Here is a 16,828-nt window from a genome sequence, read left to right on the forward strand (position 1 = left end):
GCCTTTCCGCTCGACTTGCATGTGTTAAGCACGCCGCCAGCGTTCGTCCTGAGCCAGGATCAAACTCTCCATCAAGGTCCAACGACCAGCCAGGGGGCGAACCCCGACCAGCCAAACCTCAGGAAACAATCCCAGCATCACCATCCCAACGGGATGGCATTGCCTCAAAGAAATCCCCACCATCTCCGAAGAGATGGCACGGGGCGACCCGGCCGAAACTGGCCGAGCCGATAAAGGCACTGGCTTTTAACACGCTGTTGAGTTCTCAAGAAACGGACACCCACCGCGCCGAACCCCGCTCTCGCGGACCCCGGCTCCGGGGCAACCCTGCTAACTTACCAGGCTCATCCTCGTTGTCAAGCCGATCCGCGAAGATCTTTTCGACGATCGAAGGTGTGCCCGTCCCCCACGCGACGACACGACACCGAGCCAGAGACTCGGATGATCGTTCCGTGGGAGGCGCCCTGCGGGCCGGCCACCTTGCGGCGTCCTGCATCCCGTCCGGGCTTGTCCTTCAAGAGTACCCCGGCGCGCAGAACACTGCGAACCGTTTTCCTCTGTCAGTGTCCCCTGGGGCCGTCCGCCTGTCGGCGTCCCGCATCCCCTTGGGGCACCACAGAGATTAGGCAGCCTCGGAAGGCCCGTCAAATCGGGACCGGCCACCTGCTCGCCCCTCCGTCGAAACCCCCAGGTCACATGCGGTTCAAATCGGCGGCGTCACCGACCCGTCAGCGTCACGTCAGCGTCCGCGCGCCGGTGTCCGCGTGGCGTCAGCGACGTGGCCCACGGTGGTGACCGTCACAGCGAAAGACCTACGGGAGGCACCAGATGGACGATGTGATCCGCGCTGAGGGGCTGCGGAAACGGTTCGGGGACACGAAGGCCTTGGACGGAGTGGACATCGCGGCCCGCCGGGGGACGGTGCTCGGGGTCCTCGGACCGAACGGAGCGGGCAAGACCACCGCGGTGCGCGTGCTGGCGACGTTGCTGAAGCCGGACGCCGGACGCGCCGAGGTGGGCGGGTTCGACGTGGTCAAGGACGCGGTGCGCGTCCGGGCGAAGATCGGGCTGACCGGGCAGTACGCGTCGGTGGACGAGGAGCTGACCGGCTTCGAGAACCTCGTGATGATCGCCCGGTTGCTGGACTTCGGCCGCGCCGAGGCGAAGGCGCGGGCGCGGCGGCTGCTCGACCGGTTCCGGCTCACCGACGCGGGAGGCCGCGCCGTGAAGACGTACTCCGGCGGGATGCGCCGGCGGCTGGACCTGGCGGCGAGCCTGATCAACCACCCGGAGATCATTTTCCTGGACGAGCCGACGACCGGGCTGGACCCGCGGGCGCGCAACGAGGTCTGGGACACGGTCCGGGAGGTCGTCGCCGAGGGGGCGACGGTGCTGCTGACCACGCAGTACCTGGAGGAGGCCGACGCGCTCGCCGACCGGATCGCGGTGTTCGACCAGGGGCGGGTCATCGCGGAGGGCACCTCCGACGATCTGAAGGGGCGGATCGGGCGGCGGACGCTGGTGGTCCGGGCGGCCGAGCCGTTCCGCTCGGCGCAGCTCGCCGCGATCGTGGCGGAGCTGACCGGGGAGCGTCCGGAGGTCCAGGAGGCCGCGGGACTGGTCACGGCGCCCGTGCACGATCCGCGCCTGCTGTCGGCCCTGGTGCGGCGGCTGGACGAGGCGTCCATCGTGGCGGCCGAGCTGGCGCTGCGGATGCCGAGCCTCGACGAGGTGTTCCTCACACTGACGGGCCACCACGCCGAAGAACCCACCCCCGAACTCGTTCCCGAGGGAGCCTGACATGACCGCCATCACCGTTGACAGCCGTCCGTCCGCCGCGGAGCCGCCCGCGCGCATCAGCATGAGGAGGACGTTGCGGCACGGCCTGACTCTGGCGTGGCGCAACGTCGCCCAGTTGAAGCACTCGCCCGAGAAGCTGCTGGACACGACGCTGATGCCGATCGTGTTCCTGCTGCTGTTCCTGTACGTGTTCGGCGGCGCGGTGGCCGGCGACACGCATTCGTACCTGCAGCAGCTGCTTCCGGGTCTCGTCGCGCAGATGGCGATGTTCGCCACGATGGGGCTCGGGACGGCGCTGAACGAGGACATCCACAAGGGCGTGTTCGACCGGTTCCGGAGCCTTCCGATCGCTCGTTCGGCACCGCTGCTCGGGACCGTCCTCGGGGACACGGTCCGGTTCATCACCGTGATGACGGTGCTCGTGGCCTTCGGGTCGGTGCTCGGTTTCCGGTTCCACACCGATCCTCTGTCGGTGCTCGCGGCGTTCGCACTGGCCTACGTGTTCTACCTGGCCGTCTGCTGGATCTCCGTGCTCGTCGGGCTGGTCGCGCCGACACCGGAGACGGTGCAGGGGCTCGCGTTCATCTGGGTGATGCCCCTGACGTTCGGCAGCAGCATCCTCGTGCCGGACACGTCCACGATGCCGGGCTGGCTGGAGGCGTGGACGAAGGTCAACCCGATCACGCACCTGGCGGAGTCGGTGCGCGCACTGACCGTCGGCGGCCCCATCGGCAACCACGCCTGGTACACGCTCGCGTGGGCGGCGGGGATCGTCGTCGTCACGTTCCCGCTGGCCATGCGCATGTACTCGCGGAGGGCCTGACGTCCGGCCTCACATCGCAACGCGCGTCGCCCCGGAGAGTCCGTCTCCGGGGCGACGCGCCTTTCCGGCACCGCATGAACCGTCCAGTGAGCGCATGCGCTCAGATCGAGGTGACCAGCCCGTCCGACTGGGCGAAGACGTCTTCCCGGGTGACCCGCTGCCCGCGCTCGTACGCGGCGGTGAACGCCTCCTCGCCGAGGTGGCCGCGGACGAGCGACAGCGTCCGGCCGACCTCGTAGTTCGCCGCGTCAAGGTAGCCGCGCAGGTTGTGCGCCGTGCCCAGCAGTTCGGCGGCGCGCACGTGCTTCCCACGCGCGGCGGCGTAGGCGGCCACGCCCTCGACGACTTCCGCCACGGTCGGGTTTCCCAGCAGCACGTCGTTCCGCAGATCGTTCAGCGCCCGGACGTGCCAGCTCTTCGCGGCCTCCAGGTCGCCGTCCTCCTCCGCCAGGCAGCCGAGGCGGCTGTGCGCCTTGCGGACGGCCTGCGCGAAGTCCGGACGGTGCCCGCGCGTCTGGACCCACGCGCACGCGCGGTCGGCGTGAAGGCGCGCGGCCCCGCGGTCGCCCTCCTGCAAGGCGAGCTCGCACAGCAGGAGGGACGAGCTCGCGGCTTCGGCGAACTCGCCGACCCGCTCGGCCTGCGCCACGGCCTGTTCGAGGTCGGCGTGGGCGCGCGCGACATCACCCCGCCGGGCGCGCACCCGTGCGAGCTGGGCGAGCAGTGTGGCGCCCTGCTCGGGACTGACTCCGCCCGTGGCGTAGCCGTACGCCTCCTCGCCGAGGCGAACCGCCTCCGCCAGGTCGCCGCGCGCCACGGCGGTCTGCATCATGCCGCTCAGCGCGACGATCATTCCGAACCTGTCGCCGAGCTCGCGGAACCGCGCGTAGCCGTCGGCGGCGTACTCGGCGGCGTCGTCGATCTGGCCGGTGTTGATGCCCATGTGCCCGAGGATGACGCGGACGACGGCCCGTACCCACGGGTCGGCGTGCTCCCGGATGCGGTGGAGGCTGCGCCGGATCTCCTCGACGTCGCCGCCGAACATGCCGGCCCCCGTTTCGGCGAGCGCGAGCACGGGGTGCGCGGGCGACGCGGGGACGACGCTCAGGGTGCGCTTCACCGCCGCCTGCATCGACTCCCTCGTCGGCCCGGCCGCATCGGTCAGCTCGGTCACGAGGGTGGCGAAGACGACGCACAACGCGTACGCCTCCTCCAGGCCGGGGGGTGCGGCGTCGCCCGCCATCTCGCGGACGACGACCGTCCAGCCGCCCGACTCCCGCTCCATGTCGCGCAGGATCCAGAACCACACCAGCCCGGCCACGAGCCGCAGGGCCGACTCGACGTCGCCGGCCTCGGTGACGTGCCGGAACACGACGGTGAAGTTCTCGCGTTCGGCGACCAGCCGGGCGGACCAGACCAGCTGGTCGCGCCGGCGCAGCTCCGGCTCGGCGCGCTCGGCGAACTCGACCATGTAGGCGGCGTGCGCGTCGCGGACGCGGCGGGTCTCGCCGGCCTCCTCCAGCCGCTCCCCCGCGTAGACCCGGACGGTCTCCAGCAGCCGGTAGCGGACCTCGGCGTCACCGTCGGCGATCACCAGCGACTTGTCGATGAGCGCGGCGATCACGTCGATGACGTCCTGCGGGTCGGGGGCGTCCGGCGCGTCGAGGCCGCACACACGGACGGCGGCGTCCGGCGTGGCGCCGCCGGCGAACACGGAGAGGCGGCGCAGGACGGCGCGCTCCTCCTCGTCCAGCAGATCCCAGCTCCAGTCGACGACGGCGCGCAGGGTCCGGTGCCGGGGCAGGGCGGTGCGGCTGCCGCCGGTCAGCAGCCGGAACCGGTCGCCGAGGCGGGCCGCGACCTGGCCGGGGGTGAGGGAGCGCAGCCGGGCGGCGGCCAGCTCGATCGCGAGCGGGATGCCGTCGAGCGCGCGGCAGATCGCGACCACGTCGGCGACGCTGACGGCGTCGACGGCGAAGCCGGGGCGGACGGCGGCGGCGCGGTCGGCGAACAGCCGGACCGAGGCGTAGCCGAGGGCGTCGGCCGGGTCGGCGGCGTCCTCGGCCGGCAGCGGGAGGGACGGCACCGGGCACAGCGACTCGCCGGTGATGCCGAGCGGTTCGCGGCTGGTGGCGAGGACGCGCACGCCGTCGGCGTGCGCGACGACGTGGTCGACGAGCCGCGCGACGGCGTCGATGAGGTGCTCGCAGTTGTCGAGGACGAGCACGGTCCGCTTGGCGGCGAGGAAGTCGGTGAGCCGTTCGAGGGGCCGCACCGCCACGCGGGTCTCGGCGGGGCGGACGGTCTCGGGGACCGCGAGCGCCGACAGCACCGCATGCACGACGTCGCCCGGGTCGCTGACCGGGGCGAGCGGGACGAACCACACGCCGTCCGGCATCTCGTCGACGAGCGCGGCGGCGCTCTCCCCCGCCAGCCGCGTCTTGCCGGCGCCGCCGGGGCCGGTGAGGGTGACCAGGCGGGTCTCGCGAAGGAGCTTGCCGACCCGCTGCGACTCCTCCTCCCGGCCGACGAAGCTGGTGAGCTGAGCGGGCAGGTTGGTGCGCGCGGGCCGCGGGACGGCGGGCGCGGGCTCGGGCTCGGGCGGCGGGGCCGTCGCCTCGCGCCGGAGGATCGACAGGTGGACGGCGGCCAGCTCCGGGGACGGGTCGACGCCGAGCCGTTCGGCGAGGGCGCGCCGCGTCTCCTCGTACACCTCCAGGGCGTCGGCCTGGCGTCCCGCCGCGTACAGGGCGCGCATCAACTGGCCCCGCAGCCGCTCGCGCAGCGGGTGCGCGGCGGCGAGGGGCTCCAGTTCGGCGGCGGGCGGGACGGGCAGCCCGGCGGCGATCTCGGCGTCGACGCGGTCCTCCACGGCGGCGAGCCGCAGTTCCTCCAGCCGCGCGATGGTCGGGTGGGCGAAATCGCTGTCGGCGACGTCGGCGAGGGCGGGTCCGCGCCAGAGGGCGAGCGCCGCGCGCAGGCCCTCGGCCCGCGCCACGGGGTCCTGCTCCGCGCGGGCGGCGGCGACGCCGCGCTCGAACGCGACCGCGTCGATCTCGGCGGGGTCGATGCCGAGCCGGTAGCCGGCCGGGCCGTGCTCGACCATGTCGCGCCCGGCGACGCCGCGCAGCCGGGACACGAGCGCCTGGAGCGCGTTCCCGCCGGGCGGGGCGCCCTCCCACAGGTCGTCGAGCAGCCGCTCGGCCGACACGGGGCGGCCGGCCTCCGCCGCCAGCCGCACGAGGAGCGCCCGCAGCCTGCGGCCCGCGACCTCGACGGGCCGCGCCGCCCCGTCCCGCACGTCGAGCGGTCCCAGGATGCCGATGCGCACGATGGCCCCCTTCCCGGGTGCCATTGTCCCCGATGTGTGGATCCCGCGAGCCGGGTACGGATTCCCTATGCCCAGAGCACAGATCAAGGACGAGAAGAAGTACCAGAAGCTCCGCGACAAGGGCGAGAGCAAGGAGAAGGCGGCGCGGATCGCCAACGCCTCCGCGGGCCAGGGCGAGAAGAAGGTCGGCCGCAAGGGCGGCAAGAGCCCCTCCTACGACGACTGGACCAAGGACGACCTCCTCAAGCGCGCCCGCGAGATCGGCATCGAGGGCCGCTCCTCGATGAACAAGTCGGAGCTGGTCAAGGCGCTGCGCGACCACTAGAGACCCCGCCGAGGACGGCGAGCCGTGCCGCTCGTCCCCCCGAAAGAAGGAGAGCCCATGAACGCGGTCGTCGACACCGCGCGCAAACAGAAGGAGGAGTACGCAGCCGGGGAGGACCGGCCGCTCGGCTCGTACCTCGGCACGCTCGCCGTCTACGCCCTCACCACGGGGACGCTGGCGCTGCTTGGGCGCCGCCTCCGCGACCGCACCCCGGCGATCGGCCTCGCCGACCTGGCCCTGATGACGATCACGACGCACAAGGCGTCCCGGTTGATCACCAAGGACCCGGTGACGAGCCCGCTGCGCGCCCCGTTCACCCGCTACTCGGGGACGGCCGGCCCGGCCGAACTGTCGGAGGAGGTGCGCGGCAAGGGGGTCCGGCACGCCGTGGGCGAGCTGATCACATGCCCGTTCTGCACCGCCCAGTGGGTGGCGACGGCATACGCGGCGGGGCTCGTGTTCGCCCCGGACGCGACCCGGCTCGCCGGCGCCACGATGACCGCGGTCGCCGGATCGGACTGGCTGCAGCTCGCCTACGCGCGGCTCCAGAAGTCCGCCGAGGGCTGACGTCCCAAGCACCACGTTTGTCACAGATACGGGGGGTACGGCCAACCCATGGATCTGGCATTCCTCAAAACGCTGTACCAACGGCCGGGACCGTACGCGTCGGTGTACGCCGACCTCACCCGGACCACCGAGGACGCGTCCAAGGCCGCTGAGCTGCGGTGGCGGGCGCTGCGCTCGGAGCTGGAGGCCCAGCACACGCCGGACGCCACGCTCCGCGCGATCGAGCAGACCATCCAGGACGACATGGCGCTGCGCCGCTCCGAAGGCATCGTGATCTTCGCGGCGGACGGCGAGGTCGTGCACAGCGACCGCCTGCCGGGCCCGCCCCGCGGCACGCGCGCCACTCTCGCCCCGCTCCCCGACGTCCTGCCCTACCTCGTCGAGCGCGGCGAGCGGTTCCCGCACCTGCTGGCGGTGGTCGACCGGCGCGGCGGCGCGATCGACTGCGTCACCGCCGACGGGAAGCGCGAGCGCATCGACGTGGACGGGGACGAGGACTACCCCATCCGCAAGGTCAAGGCGGGCGACTGGAACCAGTCCCGGTTCCAGCGCTCCTCGGAGAACGTCTGGAAGGTCAACGCCAAGAAGGTCGCCCACGAGATCGACCGGGCCGCGGAGCGCTGCGGCGCCGAGGCCGTCGTGATCGCCGGCGATACCCGCGCCCGGACGGCCGTCCTGGAGGAGGTCTCGGACCACGTCCTGGAGCACACCGTCGAGGCCGACAAGAACACCACGGTCGACGACCCGGATCTCGACGCCGAACTGCGCCGCCTCCTGCAGCTGAAGTCCACCGAGCGCATCATGACCGTGGCGGAGCGCTTCGACCGGGAACTCGCCAACGGCCAGCGCGCCGTCTCCGGACTGGATGCGACGACGGAGGCCGTGCGGCAGGCCCGGGTGGAGACGCTGCTGCTGGCGGACGAACCGGATTCGCAGGCCCGGCTGTGGGTCGGCCCCGACCCGTCCCAGGTCGCCACCACCGCCGAGGAGCTGCGCGAGGAGTTCGGCGTCGCCGACCCTCGCGAGGTCCGCGCCGATGCGGCCCTGGTGCGAGCGGCCGCCGCGACCGACGGCGAACTGGTCGTCCTGCCCACGAACGGCCAGGCCCCCACCCTGCACGTGGGCGCCGTCCTGCGCTTCACGGCCTGAGAAACGAAAAGGAGTGGCGCCCTCGGCGACCACTCCTGAATCGATCGTGGAGCTATGGGGATTCGAACCCCAGACCTCCTCCATGCCATGGAGGCGCGCTACCAACTGCGCCATAGCCCCTCGCGAGGAAAAGCTTAGTGCACGTTGGGAGCGGTTGGGACGCGCGGGCCGCGGAGGGTCGCCCCTCCGCGGCCGGCGCGCGGGTCAGGGCTTCTTCGAGGTGTAGACGTACCAGTGGTCGTTGACCGTCGGGACGTGGACGGTAAGGCTTTTGAGCCACTCGACCGAGCCGAGGGACGTGTCGCTTTCGACCTTCTTGCCGTTGTCGTCGGTGTACTCGGTGTGGACCTCGTTCGTGAACTGGTCCTTCTGATCCCTCTGCTGTTTCGCGATGGAGCACAGGGTCCGGCCGATGTCGGGCTGGTTCGGGAGCAGCTTGAAGGAGGACAGCACGTTGAGCGCCTCAGCGCAGTCGTCGACCTTGTTGGCCTCCGAGTCGGGCGGCGGAGCGGCCTGCGCGGGAGCGGACGCCGCCGCGACGGACGCTCCGGCGACCGCTGCGGCCAGCAGCATCCTCTTCCCGGTGAACCGGCTTCTCATGGGGTCAACCCTCATCTCGATCATGCATCGCCACGTGAGGGCCTTCCCGCATGATCAACACGGCGAAGCGCGGGCGGGGGAAAGGCAGCCGCCGCCATGGTGAAGGCTTTGCGTCAGCTCCACCCGAGGCGTTCGCCGACCTCGTCGGGCGCGTAGCCCCGCTGCCCCCCGTCTCCGATCCACACGATCCCGTCCGCCTGCGCAACGGTCCCGACGGCGTGCTCCTGCGGCATCCGCGGCTGAATGGCCAGCCGCACCTCGGCGCCCGGATCGAACCGGCGCAGCTCATCGATGAGGTCGGCCACGGTGACCTCCCGCGGAGCCCCCCTGCGGTGTCTTCCCATACCCCGCATGAAACCATCCCCCCGCCCCCAGCCAGAGCATCCGCAGCAGATCCCCACCACCCCGCACACACCCAAGGACCTCAACCGCAAGGGGGCGAGGGGCGAAGCCCCAAACACCCACACCCAACCCGCAGACGCCCAAGGACCTCAACCGGCAGGGGGCGAGGGGCGAAGCCCCAAACACCGAGAGCAAGCCGCACCAACCCGCAGATGCCCAAGAACCTGAGCCGGGAGGGGGCGTGGGGGCGGAGCCCCCACATCGGGGGTCTGGGGGTCGCCCCCCAGGCAGACATGAAGAAGGGAGTCCCGGCCCACGCTTTCCGTGGGCACGGTCCTCCCAACTCCGTTCGTGGAGCTATGGGGATTCGAACCCCAGACCTCCTCCATGCCATGGAGGCGCGCTACCAACTGCGCCATAGCCCCGCCGCCGCGTGGACGTTCATCCCGCGGCGCCCAGCCAGTGTATAGGACGGCCGGGACTGGTCTCGAATCGTTCGGGTCAGGTGCCGGCGTCGGGGCGGTCGTCGCTGAGGACGGGTTCGGGGAGGGTGCCGGCGTTGTGCTCGGCGAGGCGCCAGCCGCCGTTGCGCATCTCGGTGATGACGGACCAGCAGCAGTTGGACAGGCCGCCGAGGCGTTCCCAGGTCTCTTCGGGGAGGCCGAGGAGGTGGGACATGCCGAGGCGGAGGGCGGCGCCGTGGGAGGCGACGACGAGCTGGCCGGTGGGCTCCAGTTCGTCGAGGGCGCGTTCGAGCGCGGAGCCGACCCGTTTGGCGACCTGGGCGCTGGTCTCGCCGCCGGGCGGCTGCCAGGCGGCGTGCTCGGCGGGGTAGCGTTCGCGGATCTCGCGGGAGGTGAGGCCTTCCCAGGCGCCGCCGTCGCGTTCGATGAGGTCGCGGTCGTAGCCGACGGGCAGTCCGGTGACCTCGGCGAGGGCCTGGGCGGTGTCGGCGGCGCGGCGCAGCGGCGAGGAGAGCAGCGCGGTGGGGCGGAGGCCGGCGAGGAGGCGGGCGGCGCGCTGGGCCTGGGCGACGCCCGTCTCGTCGAGAGGGATGTCGGTCTTGCCCTGGAAGCGGCGCTCGACGTTCCACGCGGTCTGGCCGTGCCGCCAGAGGACGAGGCGGCGTCTGCCCGGTTCGCGGGCCGGGCGGGCGTCACTCACTCGGGCTCCCGACGGCGCGGGCGCGCTGGGCCTGGTGGGCGGTGACGCTCTCCGGCAGGTCGATGAGGGGGCAGTCTTTCCAGAGCCGTTCGAGGGCGTAGAACATTCGGTCTTCTTCGTGCTGGATGTGCACGATGATGTCGGCGTAGTCCAGCAGGACCCAGCGGCCCTCGCGCTCGCCCTCGCGGCGGACGGGCTTGGCCTCGGCCTCCTCGCGCAGGCGCTTCTCGACCTCGTCCACGATGGCGCGGACCTGGCGGTCGTTGGGGGCCGAGCAGAGCAGGAACGCGTCGGTGATGACGAGCTGCTCGCTCACGTCGTAGGCAAGAATGTCGTCGGCCAGCTTGTCGCCCGCCGCCTCGGCGGCGATCCGGACGAGCTGCGCCGCCCTCTCGGATGCGGTCACGATGCGCTCGCGATCCTCCCTGTAGGGGTCGTCTCCGCTCCCACCTTCTCATGTGCGGCGGACGATCGACCTCTTTGTCGTTGTTCGACCGCAATGGCGGATGCGGCCCCGTTCCCCCTCCAGAATATGTGGCCGCGGCGCCCCGTCAGGCGGCGGCGCGGTAGAGCCCCCGCTTGTTGATGTACTGGACGATCCCGTCCGGGACGAGGTACCAGATGGGTTCGCCGCTGCCGACGCGTTCGCGGCACTCGGTGGAGGAGATCGACAGGGCGGGCACCTCCATGAGGGAGACGCGCCCGTCGGGCAGCCCGGGGTCGGCGAGCCGGTGGCCGGGGCGGGTGACGCCGATGAAGTGGGCGAGCTCGAAGAGCTCGTCGGTGTCGTGCCAGGTGAGCATCTTCTCCAGCGCGTCCGCGCCGGTGATGAAGAACAGGTCGGCGTCCGGGCCCTGGATCTCGCGCATGTCGCGGAGCGTGTCGACGGTGTAGGTGGCGCCGGGCCGGTCGATGTCGACGCGGCTGACGGAGAAGCGCGGGTTGGACGCGGTGGCGATCACGGCCATGAGGTAGCGGTCCTCCGCGGCGGCGACCTTGCTCCCCTCCTTGTGGGCCGAGATGCCGGTGGGCACGAACACGACCTCGTCCAGGGAGAAGAAGTGCGCGACCTCGCTGGCGGCCACGAGGTGCCCGTGGTGGATCGGGTCGAACGTGCCGCCCATGATCCCCATGCGCCGCTTTTGCGTCATAGCGACGACAATAGCCAGCCGGTCCGCGTCCGGAACCTCCGCCCCCGGCGGCTCAGGCCAGGCCGGGCAGCGGCGGGTCGCCGTCCTCCCAGGTCACGACGCGGACGGCCTTGCCCACCTCCACCCTCGGCACGGTCCCTTCGGGCAGGACCGCGACCTCGGCGGTGAGGCCGAGCGTCTCGTACAGGGCGTGGACGAGCGCGGCCCGCGGGTCGCCGGAGAGGGCCTCGCAGGCGACGAGGAGCCGCGCGGTGGGGCTGCGCCGGTCCACGACGAGCTGGTAGTGCGGCCGGACGAGCCCGGAGCCGAGCAGGACCCGCTCGACCTCGCTCGGGTACACGTTCACGCCCCGGACGACGATCATGTCGTCGGCGCGACCGATGATCTTGCTCATCCGCACCAGGGTCCGTCCGCAGGCGCACTCGCCGCGGGTGAGGGACGCGATGTCGCCCGTCCGGTACCGCAGCAGCGGCAGCGCCTGCTTGGTCGGCGTGGTGAACACGAGCTCGCCCGGAACGCCGTCCTCGACGGGGACGCCGGTGGCGGGGTCGACGGCCTCCACGACGAAGTGGTCCTCGTTGACGTGGAGGCCGTCCTGCTCCAGGCATTCCGTGGCCACCCCGGGCCCGATGATCTCCGACAGCCCGTAGACGTCCATCGCCTTGATCGGCAGGACGTTCTCGATGGCCGTGCGCAGCTCCTCCGACCACGGCTCCGCGCCGAAGAGCCCGGCCTTGAGCGACGTCGGCTCGACCCCCGCCTCGGCGACGGCCTCCCCCAGCCGCAGCGCGTACGCGGGGGTGCAGGTGAGGATGTCGGGACGGAGGTCGGCGAGCATGCGCACCTGCCGGTCGGTCATGCCGCCCGACATCGGCACCACGGTCGCGCCGAGCGCCACGGCCCCCTGGTGGATGCCGATCCCGCCGGTGAACAGCCCGTACCCGTAGGCGTTGTGGACGATGCTGCCCGGCGACGCCCCCGCGCACGACAGGGAGCGCGCGCACATCGCCGCCCACAGGTCGAGGTCGGCCTTGGTGTAGGCGACGAGCGTCGGGCGTCCCCGCGTCCCGCTGGACCCGTGCACGGCGGCGACCTGGTCGCGCGGCACGGCGAGCATCCCGAACGGGTAGTGGTCCCAGAGGTCCTGCTTGGTGGTGAACGGAAGGTCCCGGAGCCCCGCGAGCGTCACGTCGGCCCCGCGCCCGACCCCGGCCTCCTTGAGCCGCCGCCCCTGCACGCCGCCGGCCGCCAGGAGCCGGTCGACCAGCCCCCACACCCGGTGCCGCTGCAGCGCGGCGCGCTCGTCGAGGGACATCGCCTCGGCCTTCGGGTCGAACATGGCTGCCTCCCGGGCGCGGCCAGAGCCGGACGCGGCTCCCGCGGCGGGGAACCCTGCGGCAAGGTGGATCGTCGGAACTACCATGCCAGACTTGGCTTATCCCCCGTTGAGAGGAATTTCCCGCTTCGACGCCGATCGCCCGCTCGGGAAGAAGACTCCCCTTGAGGTCTGACATCGGCTCCACGGGCGTTTCACCTCTCCGCCAGCCCGGCGGCGAGGATGTTGCGGGCCGCGTTGACGTCCCGGTCGTGCACTGCTCCGCACGAGCACGTCCACGTGCGGACGCTCAGCGGCAGGGCCTGCCGGACCACCCCGCACTCCGAGCAGCGCTTGGACGACGGGAACCAGCGGTCGATGACCACGAAGTCACGTCCATACGCGGCGCACTTGTACTCCAGCATGAACCGCATCTCGCGCCAGGCCGCATCCGTGATCGCGCGTGCGAGGCGGTGGTTGCGGACCATGCCGGCCACGTTGAGGTCCTCGATGACGACCGCTTGGTGCTCGCGGACGAGACGAGTCGTGAGCTTGTGCAGGTAGTCGCGCCGCCGGTCGGCGATCCTGGCGTGGACGCGGGCGAGCCTGTGCCGGGCCTCGGCGCGGCGGGCCGATCCCGGCTCTCTCCGCGACAGCACGCGTTGCGCCTTGAGAAGCCTCCGCCGATCAGAGCGTTCATGGCGGGGATTGCCCACTTTCTCCCCTGCGGACGTGGTGACCAGGGCCGTGATGCCAACGTCCAATCCGACCGCCTTATCCGTCGGCTCCAGGGGTTCGACGGCAACCTGGCACAGGAGGGACACGAACCAGCGGCCCGCCGCGTCACGCGACACCGTCACGGTGGAGGGCTCCGCCCCTTCCGGCAGCGGCCGCGACCAGACGATGCGGAGCGGCTCCTTCAACTTCGCCAAGGACAGGCGGCCATCGGCATAGGTGAAGGCCGATCGGGTGTATTCGGCGGACGCACGCGAGCGCTTGCGCGACTTGAACCGCGGATGTCCCGCCCGCTTGGCGAAATAGTTGAGAAAGGCCGTCTGAAGATGCCGCAGGGCCTGCTGCAGAGGCACGCAGGAGACTTCGTTCAGGAACGAGAGATCACCCTCCCGTTTCCAGGCCGTCAGTGCCGCGGACGACTCCTTGTAGGTCATGGGCCGACCGTCCCGGTGGGCCCGCATGCGCGCTTCCAAGGCCATGTTGTAGACCAGACGGACACAACCGAAGGTTCGGCTCAGGTGCTCGACCTGTTCCAAGGTCGGGTAGAAGCGGTACCGGAAGGACCGACGGACACAGTGCGTCACAGCGCCGACACTATTCGAACATGTCGGCGAAGGCCGGGGATTAGCGCGGTTCCGCGGCCCCGGACTTTCCGGGGCCGCGGCGCCGGCTCACACCAGCCCGTTGACAAGGCTCTGAACCCTCCAGGAGGTCGGACATGACGGAGAACACACCGGATCGAGCACGTACGCGGTTCCCGGGGATCAGTTCCCGGGCCTACGAACACCCGGCGGACCGTTCGGCGCTCGTCGCGCTGCGCTCGCTCTCCGGGTTCGACGTCGTGCTGCGCAAACTGTCGGGGCTGGTCAACGAGCGGTCGCTGCGGCTGATGTTCCTCGGCGGGACGGTGCGCGTCGGGGAGGACCAGTTCCGCCACATCTACGACATGGTCCGGGACGCGTCCTACATCCTGGACATGCCGGAGGTCCCCGAGCTCTACGTGCGGCAGGACCCGACGCCGAACGCGATGGCGCTCGGGTCCGACCATCCGTTCATCGTGCTGAACACCGGCCTGATCGACCTGCTGGACGAGGAGGAGCTGCGCTTCGTCGTCGGGCACGAGGTCGGGCACATCCTGTCCGGCCACGCGGTGTACCAGACGATGATGCAGATCCTGCTGCAGCTCGGGGCGCGGCTCGCGTGGCTGCCGCTCGGCAACGTCGGCATCGCGGCGATCATCATCGGGCTGCGGGAGTGGTTCCGGAAGGCGGAGCTGTCCTCGGACCGGGCCGGGCTGCTCGCCGGGCAGGACCTCGACGCGGCCAAGCGGGTGAACATGAAGCTCGCGGGCGGGACGCGGCTCGGCGAGATGAGCAGCGAGGCGTTCCTGCAGCAGGCGCGCGAGTACGACGCGGCCGGCGACGTGCGGGACGGGCTGCTGAAGTTCATGAACCTGCTCGGGCAGTCGCACCCGTTCGCGGTGATCCGGTTCGCCGAGATCGAGCAGTGGGCGCGCAGCGGCGAGTACGAGCGAATCCTGGCCGGGAACTACGCGCGCCGGGAGGACGACGGCAACGCGTCGGTCCGCGACGGGATCAAGGAGGCCGCGCAGTCGTACCGCGAGTCGTGGGAGCGGACGGCCGACCCGTTCGTGGGCAAGGTCCGCGACATGGCCGACGCCGCGGCGGGGGCCGCCGGCGGGCTGTTCGACCGGTTCACCCGGCGCGACAACGGACCCACGTCCGGCAACTGACCGGGCGCCGGGCCAGGGCCGCCGCGACACGGACGCGGCGGCCCTTCGCCGTTCTCAGAACGGGGCGGGGACCAGGAGTTCGACGTTGCGGTCGGCGGCCTCGCCGCGGCGGTTCTCGTCGCGGTCCTGCCAGTCGTTGCCCGACAGTTCGCGGGACAGCGACGCCAGCCTGACCGGGTCGGTGAGGCGGCCGCCGTAGGAGGCGGGCCCGGCGGAGTCGAGGACCGTCGCGAACACCGAGAGGGTGCCGTCGCCGTTGTCGGCCAGCTCGACGATGCGGCTCTGCTGCGGGAAGTCGATGTGCGCGGCCGTGTTGACCTCCCAGAACCCCCCGCCGCCCTTGCGCGCGTGCGGGATGACCTGGTTGCGGTGCGTGTGCCCGTTCACCCACAGGACGACGTTCGGGTAGCGCAGCAGGAGCGCCTCGACCTCGTCGCCGAGGACGCGGTCGCCGCCGAGGGGGTTCTCCAGCGAGCCGATGGGGTGGTGGCTGAACAGGACGAACAGCCGGTCCTTCACCGCGTGCCTCACGACCGTGCCGTCCGGGGCGATGGAGCGGCTGCTGCCGGCCTTGAGCTGCGACTCCAGCCACGCGAACTGCTTCCGGTCGAGCGAGCCCTCGGAGTAGCCGTTGGGGTTGACGGTGTCGAGGACGAGGCCGCGCACGACGCCCTTGTCGAAGGCGTAGTAGGCCGTTCCGTCGCGGAGGTTGGCGAGGGTGAAGCCGTGGCCGCGCAGGGACGCGGTCGTCTTGAAGTGCTCGGCGACGACCTCGGCGCGCGACAGCATGCGGCGGTCCGGGTCGGGGGTCACCGGGCGGAACAGGCCTCCTGCGCCGCCCTGCTCGCGGCTGAGGCGGACGAGTTCGGCGGCGTCGCCCCCGCTCATCATCCGGGCGAGGCGCTCGGCCTGGCCGGGGTCCGCCGGAGCGCCGATCTTGATGCCGCCGGTGGCGAGGCCGGAGACCAGCGGGTTGACCGGCAGGTTGCCCTGGACGAGCCCGTCGTGGTTGCCGAACGCGGCCAGCCACGGCGCGTCGAGGCCGGTCGCCTGGAACGGGCGGCGCGCGGCGTCGATCAGGCCGTGCACGCGCGGGAAGCCGTACCTGGTGCTCGGCAGGTCGGCCTCGGCGCCGGGCGGCGGGCCCTCCGGGTGCCAGAACGAGCGGTCGTAGGACGCCCAGTCCATGACGCCCTCGTAGCGGTTCGGGTCGCCGGAGTCGGGGCGGATGCGCCCGCCGTCCAGCAGGTCGATGATCCAGCGGAGTTCGTTGTACTGGACGTTGTCCGCGGCGTCGCCGGTGTTGATGGTGAAGGCGAGGCCGAGCCCGGTCGCCGGTCCGCGCCCGACCCGGTTCACCGCCCGCACCATGGCCTCGGCGACCTGCGTGGACAGGATCTCCTGCGGCCGGTAGGCGCCCTCGACCGGCAGGACGTCCAGGCCGTCCTTGAGCCGGTCGACGAACTCGACGCGGGCCGGGGACTGCGCGTCGACGATGTGGACGTCGGTGAGATGGCCGAACGCCAGGATGCCGCGGCGGGCGGCGGCCCGGCGCGCGGAGGCGGCGCCGCCGAGGTCGCGGCGCAGCAGGTGCGGCTCACCCGGACCGGTGATCACCTTGCGGTACCCGCCCGCGCCCGCGGCGCCGAGCAGGTAGGTCCCCCCGCCGGCACCACCCTCGACCGGACCTACCAGTTGCATGAACCGGCCTTCCTGTCGGGTCCGGTTCGGCAACTTACAGCACAGGCAATGTCACGGAAAGTGACATATTGC

At 71.6% G+C, this 16,828-nt stretch carries 15 protein-coding genes, 2 tRNA genes and 1 rRNA gene; 6 read left to right on the forward strand and 12 right to left on the reverse strand.

Features of this window, described 5'->3' with window-relative positions; translation table 11 throughout:
• Window positions 1–75: ribosomal RNA gene (locus AB0K37_RS32015) — 16S ribosomal RNA — on the reverse strand; the annotation flags it as partial.
• Between the two features lie 753 nt (window positions 76–828).
• On the opposite strand from AB0K37_RS32015, the gene AB0K37_RS32020 reads away from it, so the two are divergent.
• Window positions 829–1,800 carry an ATP-binding cassette domain-containing protein gene (locus tag AB0K37_RS32020; RefSeq protein WP_363987351.1) on the forward strand — a complete coding sequence of 324 codons (972 nt, stop codon included), beginning with the start codon at window positions 829–831 and terminating at the stop codon, window positions 1,798–1,800.
• Window position 1,801: 1 nt separating this feature from the next.
• Window positions 1,802–2,623, forward strand: coding sequence for an ABC transporter permease (locus AB0K37_RS32025; protein WP_363987353.1), 822 nt, complete (start codon window positions 1,802–1,804; stop codon window positions 2,621–2,623).
• A gap of 100 nt (window positions 2,624–2,723) precedes the next feature.
• Here the strand turns inward: AB0K37_RS32025 and AB0K37_RS32030 are convergent, their stop codons facing one another.
• On the reverse strand, window positions 2,724–5,954 hold the full coding sequence (locus tag AB0K37_RS32030; protein ID WP_363987354.1) for a BTAD domain-containing putative transcriptional regulator: 3,231 nt from the start codon (window positions 5,952–5,954) through the stop codon (window positions 2,724–2,726).
• A 67-nt stretch (window positions 5,955–6,021) separates the two neighbouring features.
• On the opposite strand from AB0K37_RS32030, the gene AB0K37_RS32035 reads away from it, so the two are divergent.
• From AB0K37_RS32035 to AB0K37_RS32045, 3 genes are read left to right on the forward strand one after another with little or no spacing between them, the layout of a single operon-like run.
• On the forward strand, window positions 6,022–6,279 hold the full coding sequence (locus tag AB0K37_RS32035; protein ID WP_363987356.1) for a Rho termination factor: 258 nt from the start codon (window positions 6,022–6,024) through the stop codon (window positions 6,277–6,279).
• Between the two features lie 57 nt (window positions 6,280–6,336).
• The gene (locus AB0K37_RS32040; RefSeq protein WP_363987357.1) at window positions 6,337–6,846 is read left to right on the forward strand and encodes a DUF1360 domain-containing protein; all 510 of its coding nucleotides are present in this window, start codon (window positions 6,337–6,339) and stop codon (window positions 6,844–6,846) included.
• Between the two features lie 48 nt (window positions 6,847–6,894).
• Window positions 6,895–7,995: a Vms1/Ankzf1 family peptidyl-tRNA hydrolase gene (locus tag AB0K37_RS32045; protein WP_363987359.1), complete on the forward strand. Its 1,101-nt coding sequence runs from the start codon at window positions 6,895–6,897 to the stop codon at window positions 7,993–7,995.
• Window positions 7,996–8,042: 47 nt separating this feature from the next.
• Here AB0K37_RS32045 and AB0K37_RS32050 read toward each other — a convergent pair.
• The 9 genes from AB0K37_RS32050 to AB0K37_RS32090 form a co-directional block, all read right to left on the reverse strand.
• Window positions 8,043–8,115 (reverse strand) — tRNA-Ala (locus AB0K37_RS32050).
• An 84-nt stretch (window positions 8,116–8,199) separates the two neighbouring features.
• Window positions 8,200–8,595 carry a hypothetical protein gene (locus AB0K37_RS32055; protein WP_363987361.1) on the reverse strand — a complete coding sequence of 132 codons (396 nt, stop codon included), beginning with the start codon at window positions 8,593–8,595 and terminating at the stop codon, window positions 8,200–8,202.
• 113 nt (window positions 8,596–8,708) lie between these two features.
• Window positions 8,709–8,900: a hypothetical protein gene (locus AB0K37_RS32060; RefSeq protein ID WP_363987363.1), complete on the reverse strand. Its 192-nt coding sequence runs from the start codon at window positions 8,898–8,900 to the stop codon at window positions 8,709–8,711.
• A gap of 389 nt (window positions 8,901–9,289) precedes the next feature.
• Window positions 9,290–9,362: transfer RNA gene (locus AB0K37_RS32065), tRNA-Ala, on the reverse strand.
• Between the two features lie 76 nt (window positions 9,363–9,438).
• Complete coding sequence (locus AB0K37_RS32070; protein WP_345180807.1) at window positions 9,439–10,101, reverse strand: histidine phosphatase family protein; 663 nt, start codon at window positions 10,099–10,101, stop codon at window positions 9,439–9,441.
• Complete coding sequence (gene rsfS / locus AB0K37_RS32075; protein ID WP_179847082.1) at window positions 10,094–10,507, reverse strand: ribosome silencing factor; 414 nt, start codon at window positions 10,505–10,507, stop codon at window positions 10,094–10,096. The genes AB0K37_RS32070 and rsfS overlap by 8 nt, the downstream gene beginning before the upstream one ends.
• A gap of 145 nt (window positions 10,508–10,652) precedes the next feature.
• Window positions 10,653–11,252, reverse strand: coding sequence for a nicotinate-nucleotide adenylyltransferase (gene nadD / locus AB0K37_RS32080; protein WP_363987365.1), 600 nt, complete (start codon window positions 11,250–11,252; stop codon window positions 10,653–10,655).
• A 52-nt stretch (window positions 11,253–11,304) separates the two neighbouring features.
• Window positions 11,305–12,591 (reverse strand): phenylacetate--CoA ligase, encoded by a 1,287-nt coding sequence (locus tag AB0K37_RS32085; protein WP_363987367.1) that lies wholly within the window; start codon window positions 12,589–12,591, stop codon window positions 11,305–11,307.
• Window positions 12,592–12,782: 191 nt separating this feature from the next.
• Window positions 12,783–13,886, reverse strand: coding sequence for a transposase (locus tag AB0K37_RS32090; protein ID WP_363987368.1), 1,104 nt, complete (start codon window positions 13,884–13,886; stop codon window positions 12,783–12,785).
• A gap of 134 nt (window positions 13,887–14,020) precedes the next feature.
• Here AB0K37_RS32090 and AB0K37_RS32095 point away from each other — a divergent pair, with 134 nt between their 5' ends.
• The gene (locus AB0K37_RS32095; protein WP_363987369.1) at window positions 14,021–15,055 is read left to right on the forward strand and encodes a M48 family metallopeptidase; all 1,035 of its coding nucleotides are present in this window, start codon (window positions 14,021–14,023) and stop codon (window positions 15,053–15,055) included.
• A 54-nt stretch (window positions 15,056–15,109) separates the two neighbouring features.
• Here AB0K37_RS32095 and AB0K37_RS32100 read toward each other — a convergent pair whose 3' ends face one another.
• The gene (locus AB0K37_RS32100) at window positions 15,110–16,756 is read right to left on the reverse strand and encodes a TIGR03767 family metallophosphoesterase (protein ID WP_363987370.1); all 1,647 of its coding nucleotides are present in this window, start codon (window positions 16,754–16,756) and stop codon (window positions 15,110–15,112) included.
• Window positions 16,757–16,828 lie beyond the last annotated feature (72 nt).

This window comes from Actinomadura sp. NPDC049753 (assembly GCF_040674655.1).
GTDB lineage: Bacteria > Actinomycetota > Actinomycetes > Streptosporangiales > Streptosporangiaceae > Spirillospora > Spirillospora verrucosospora.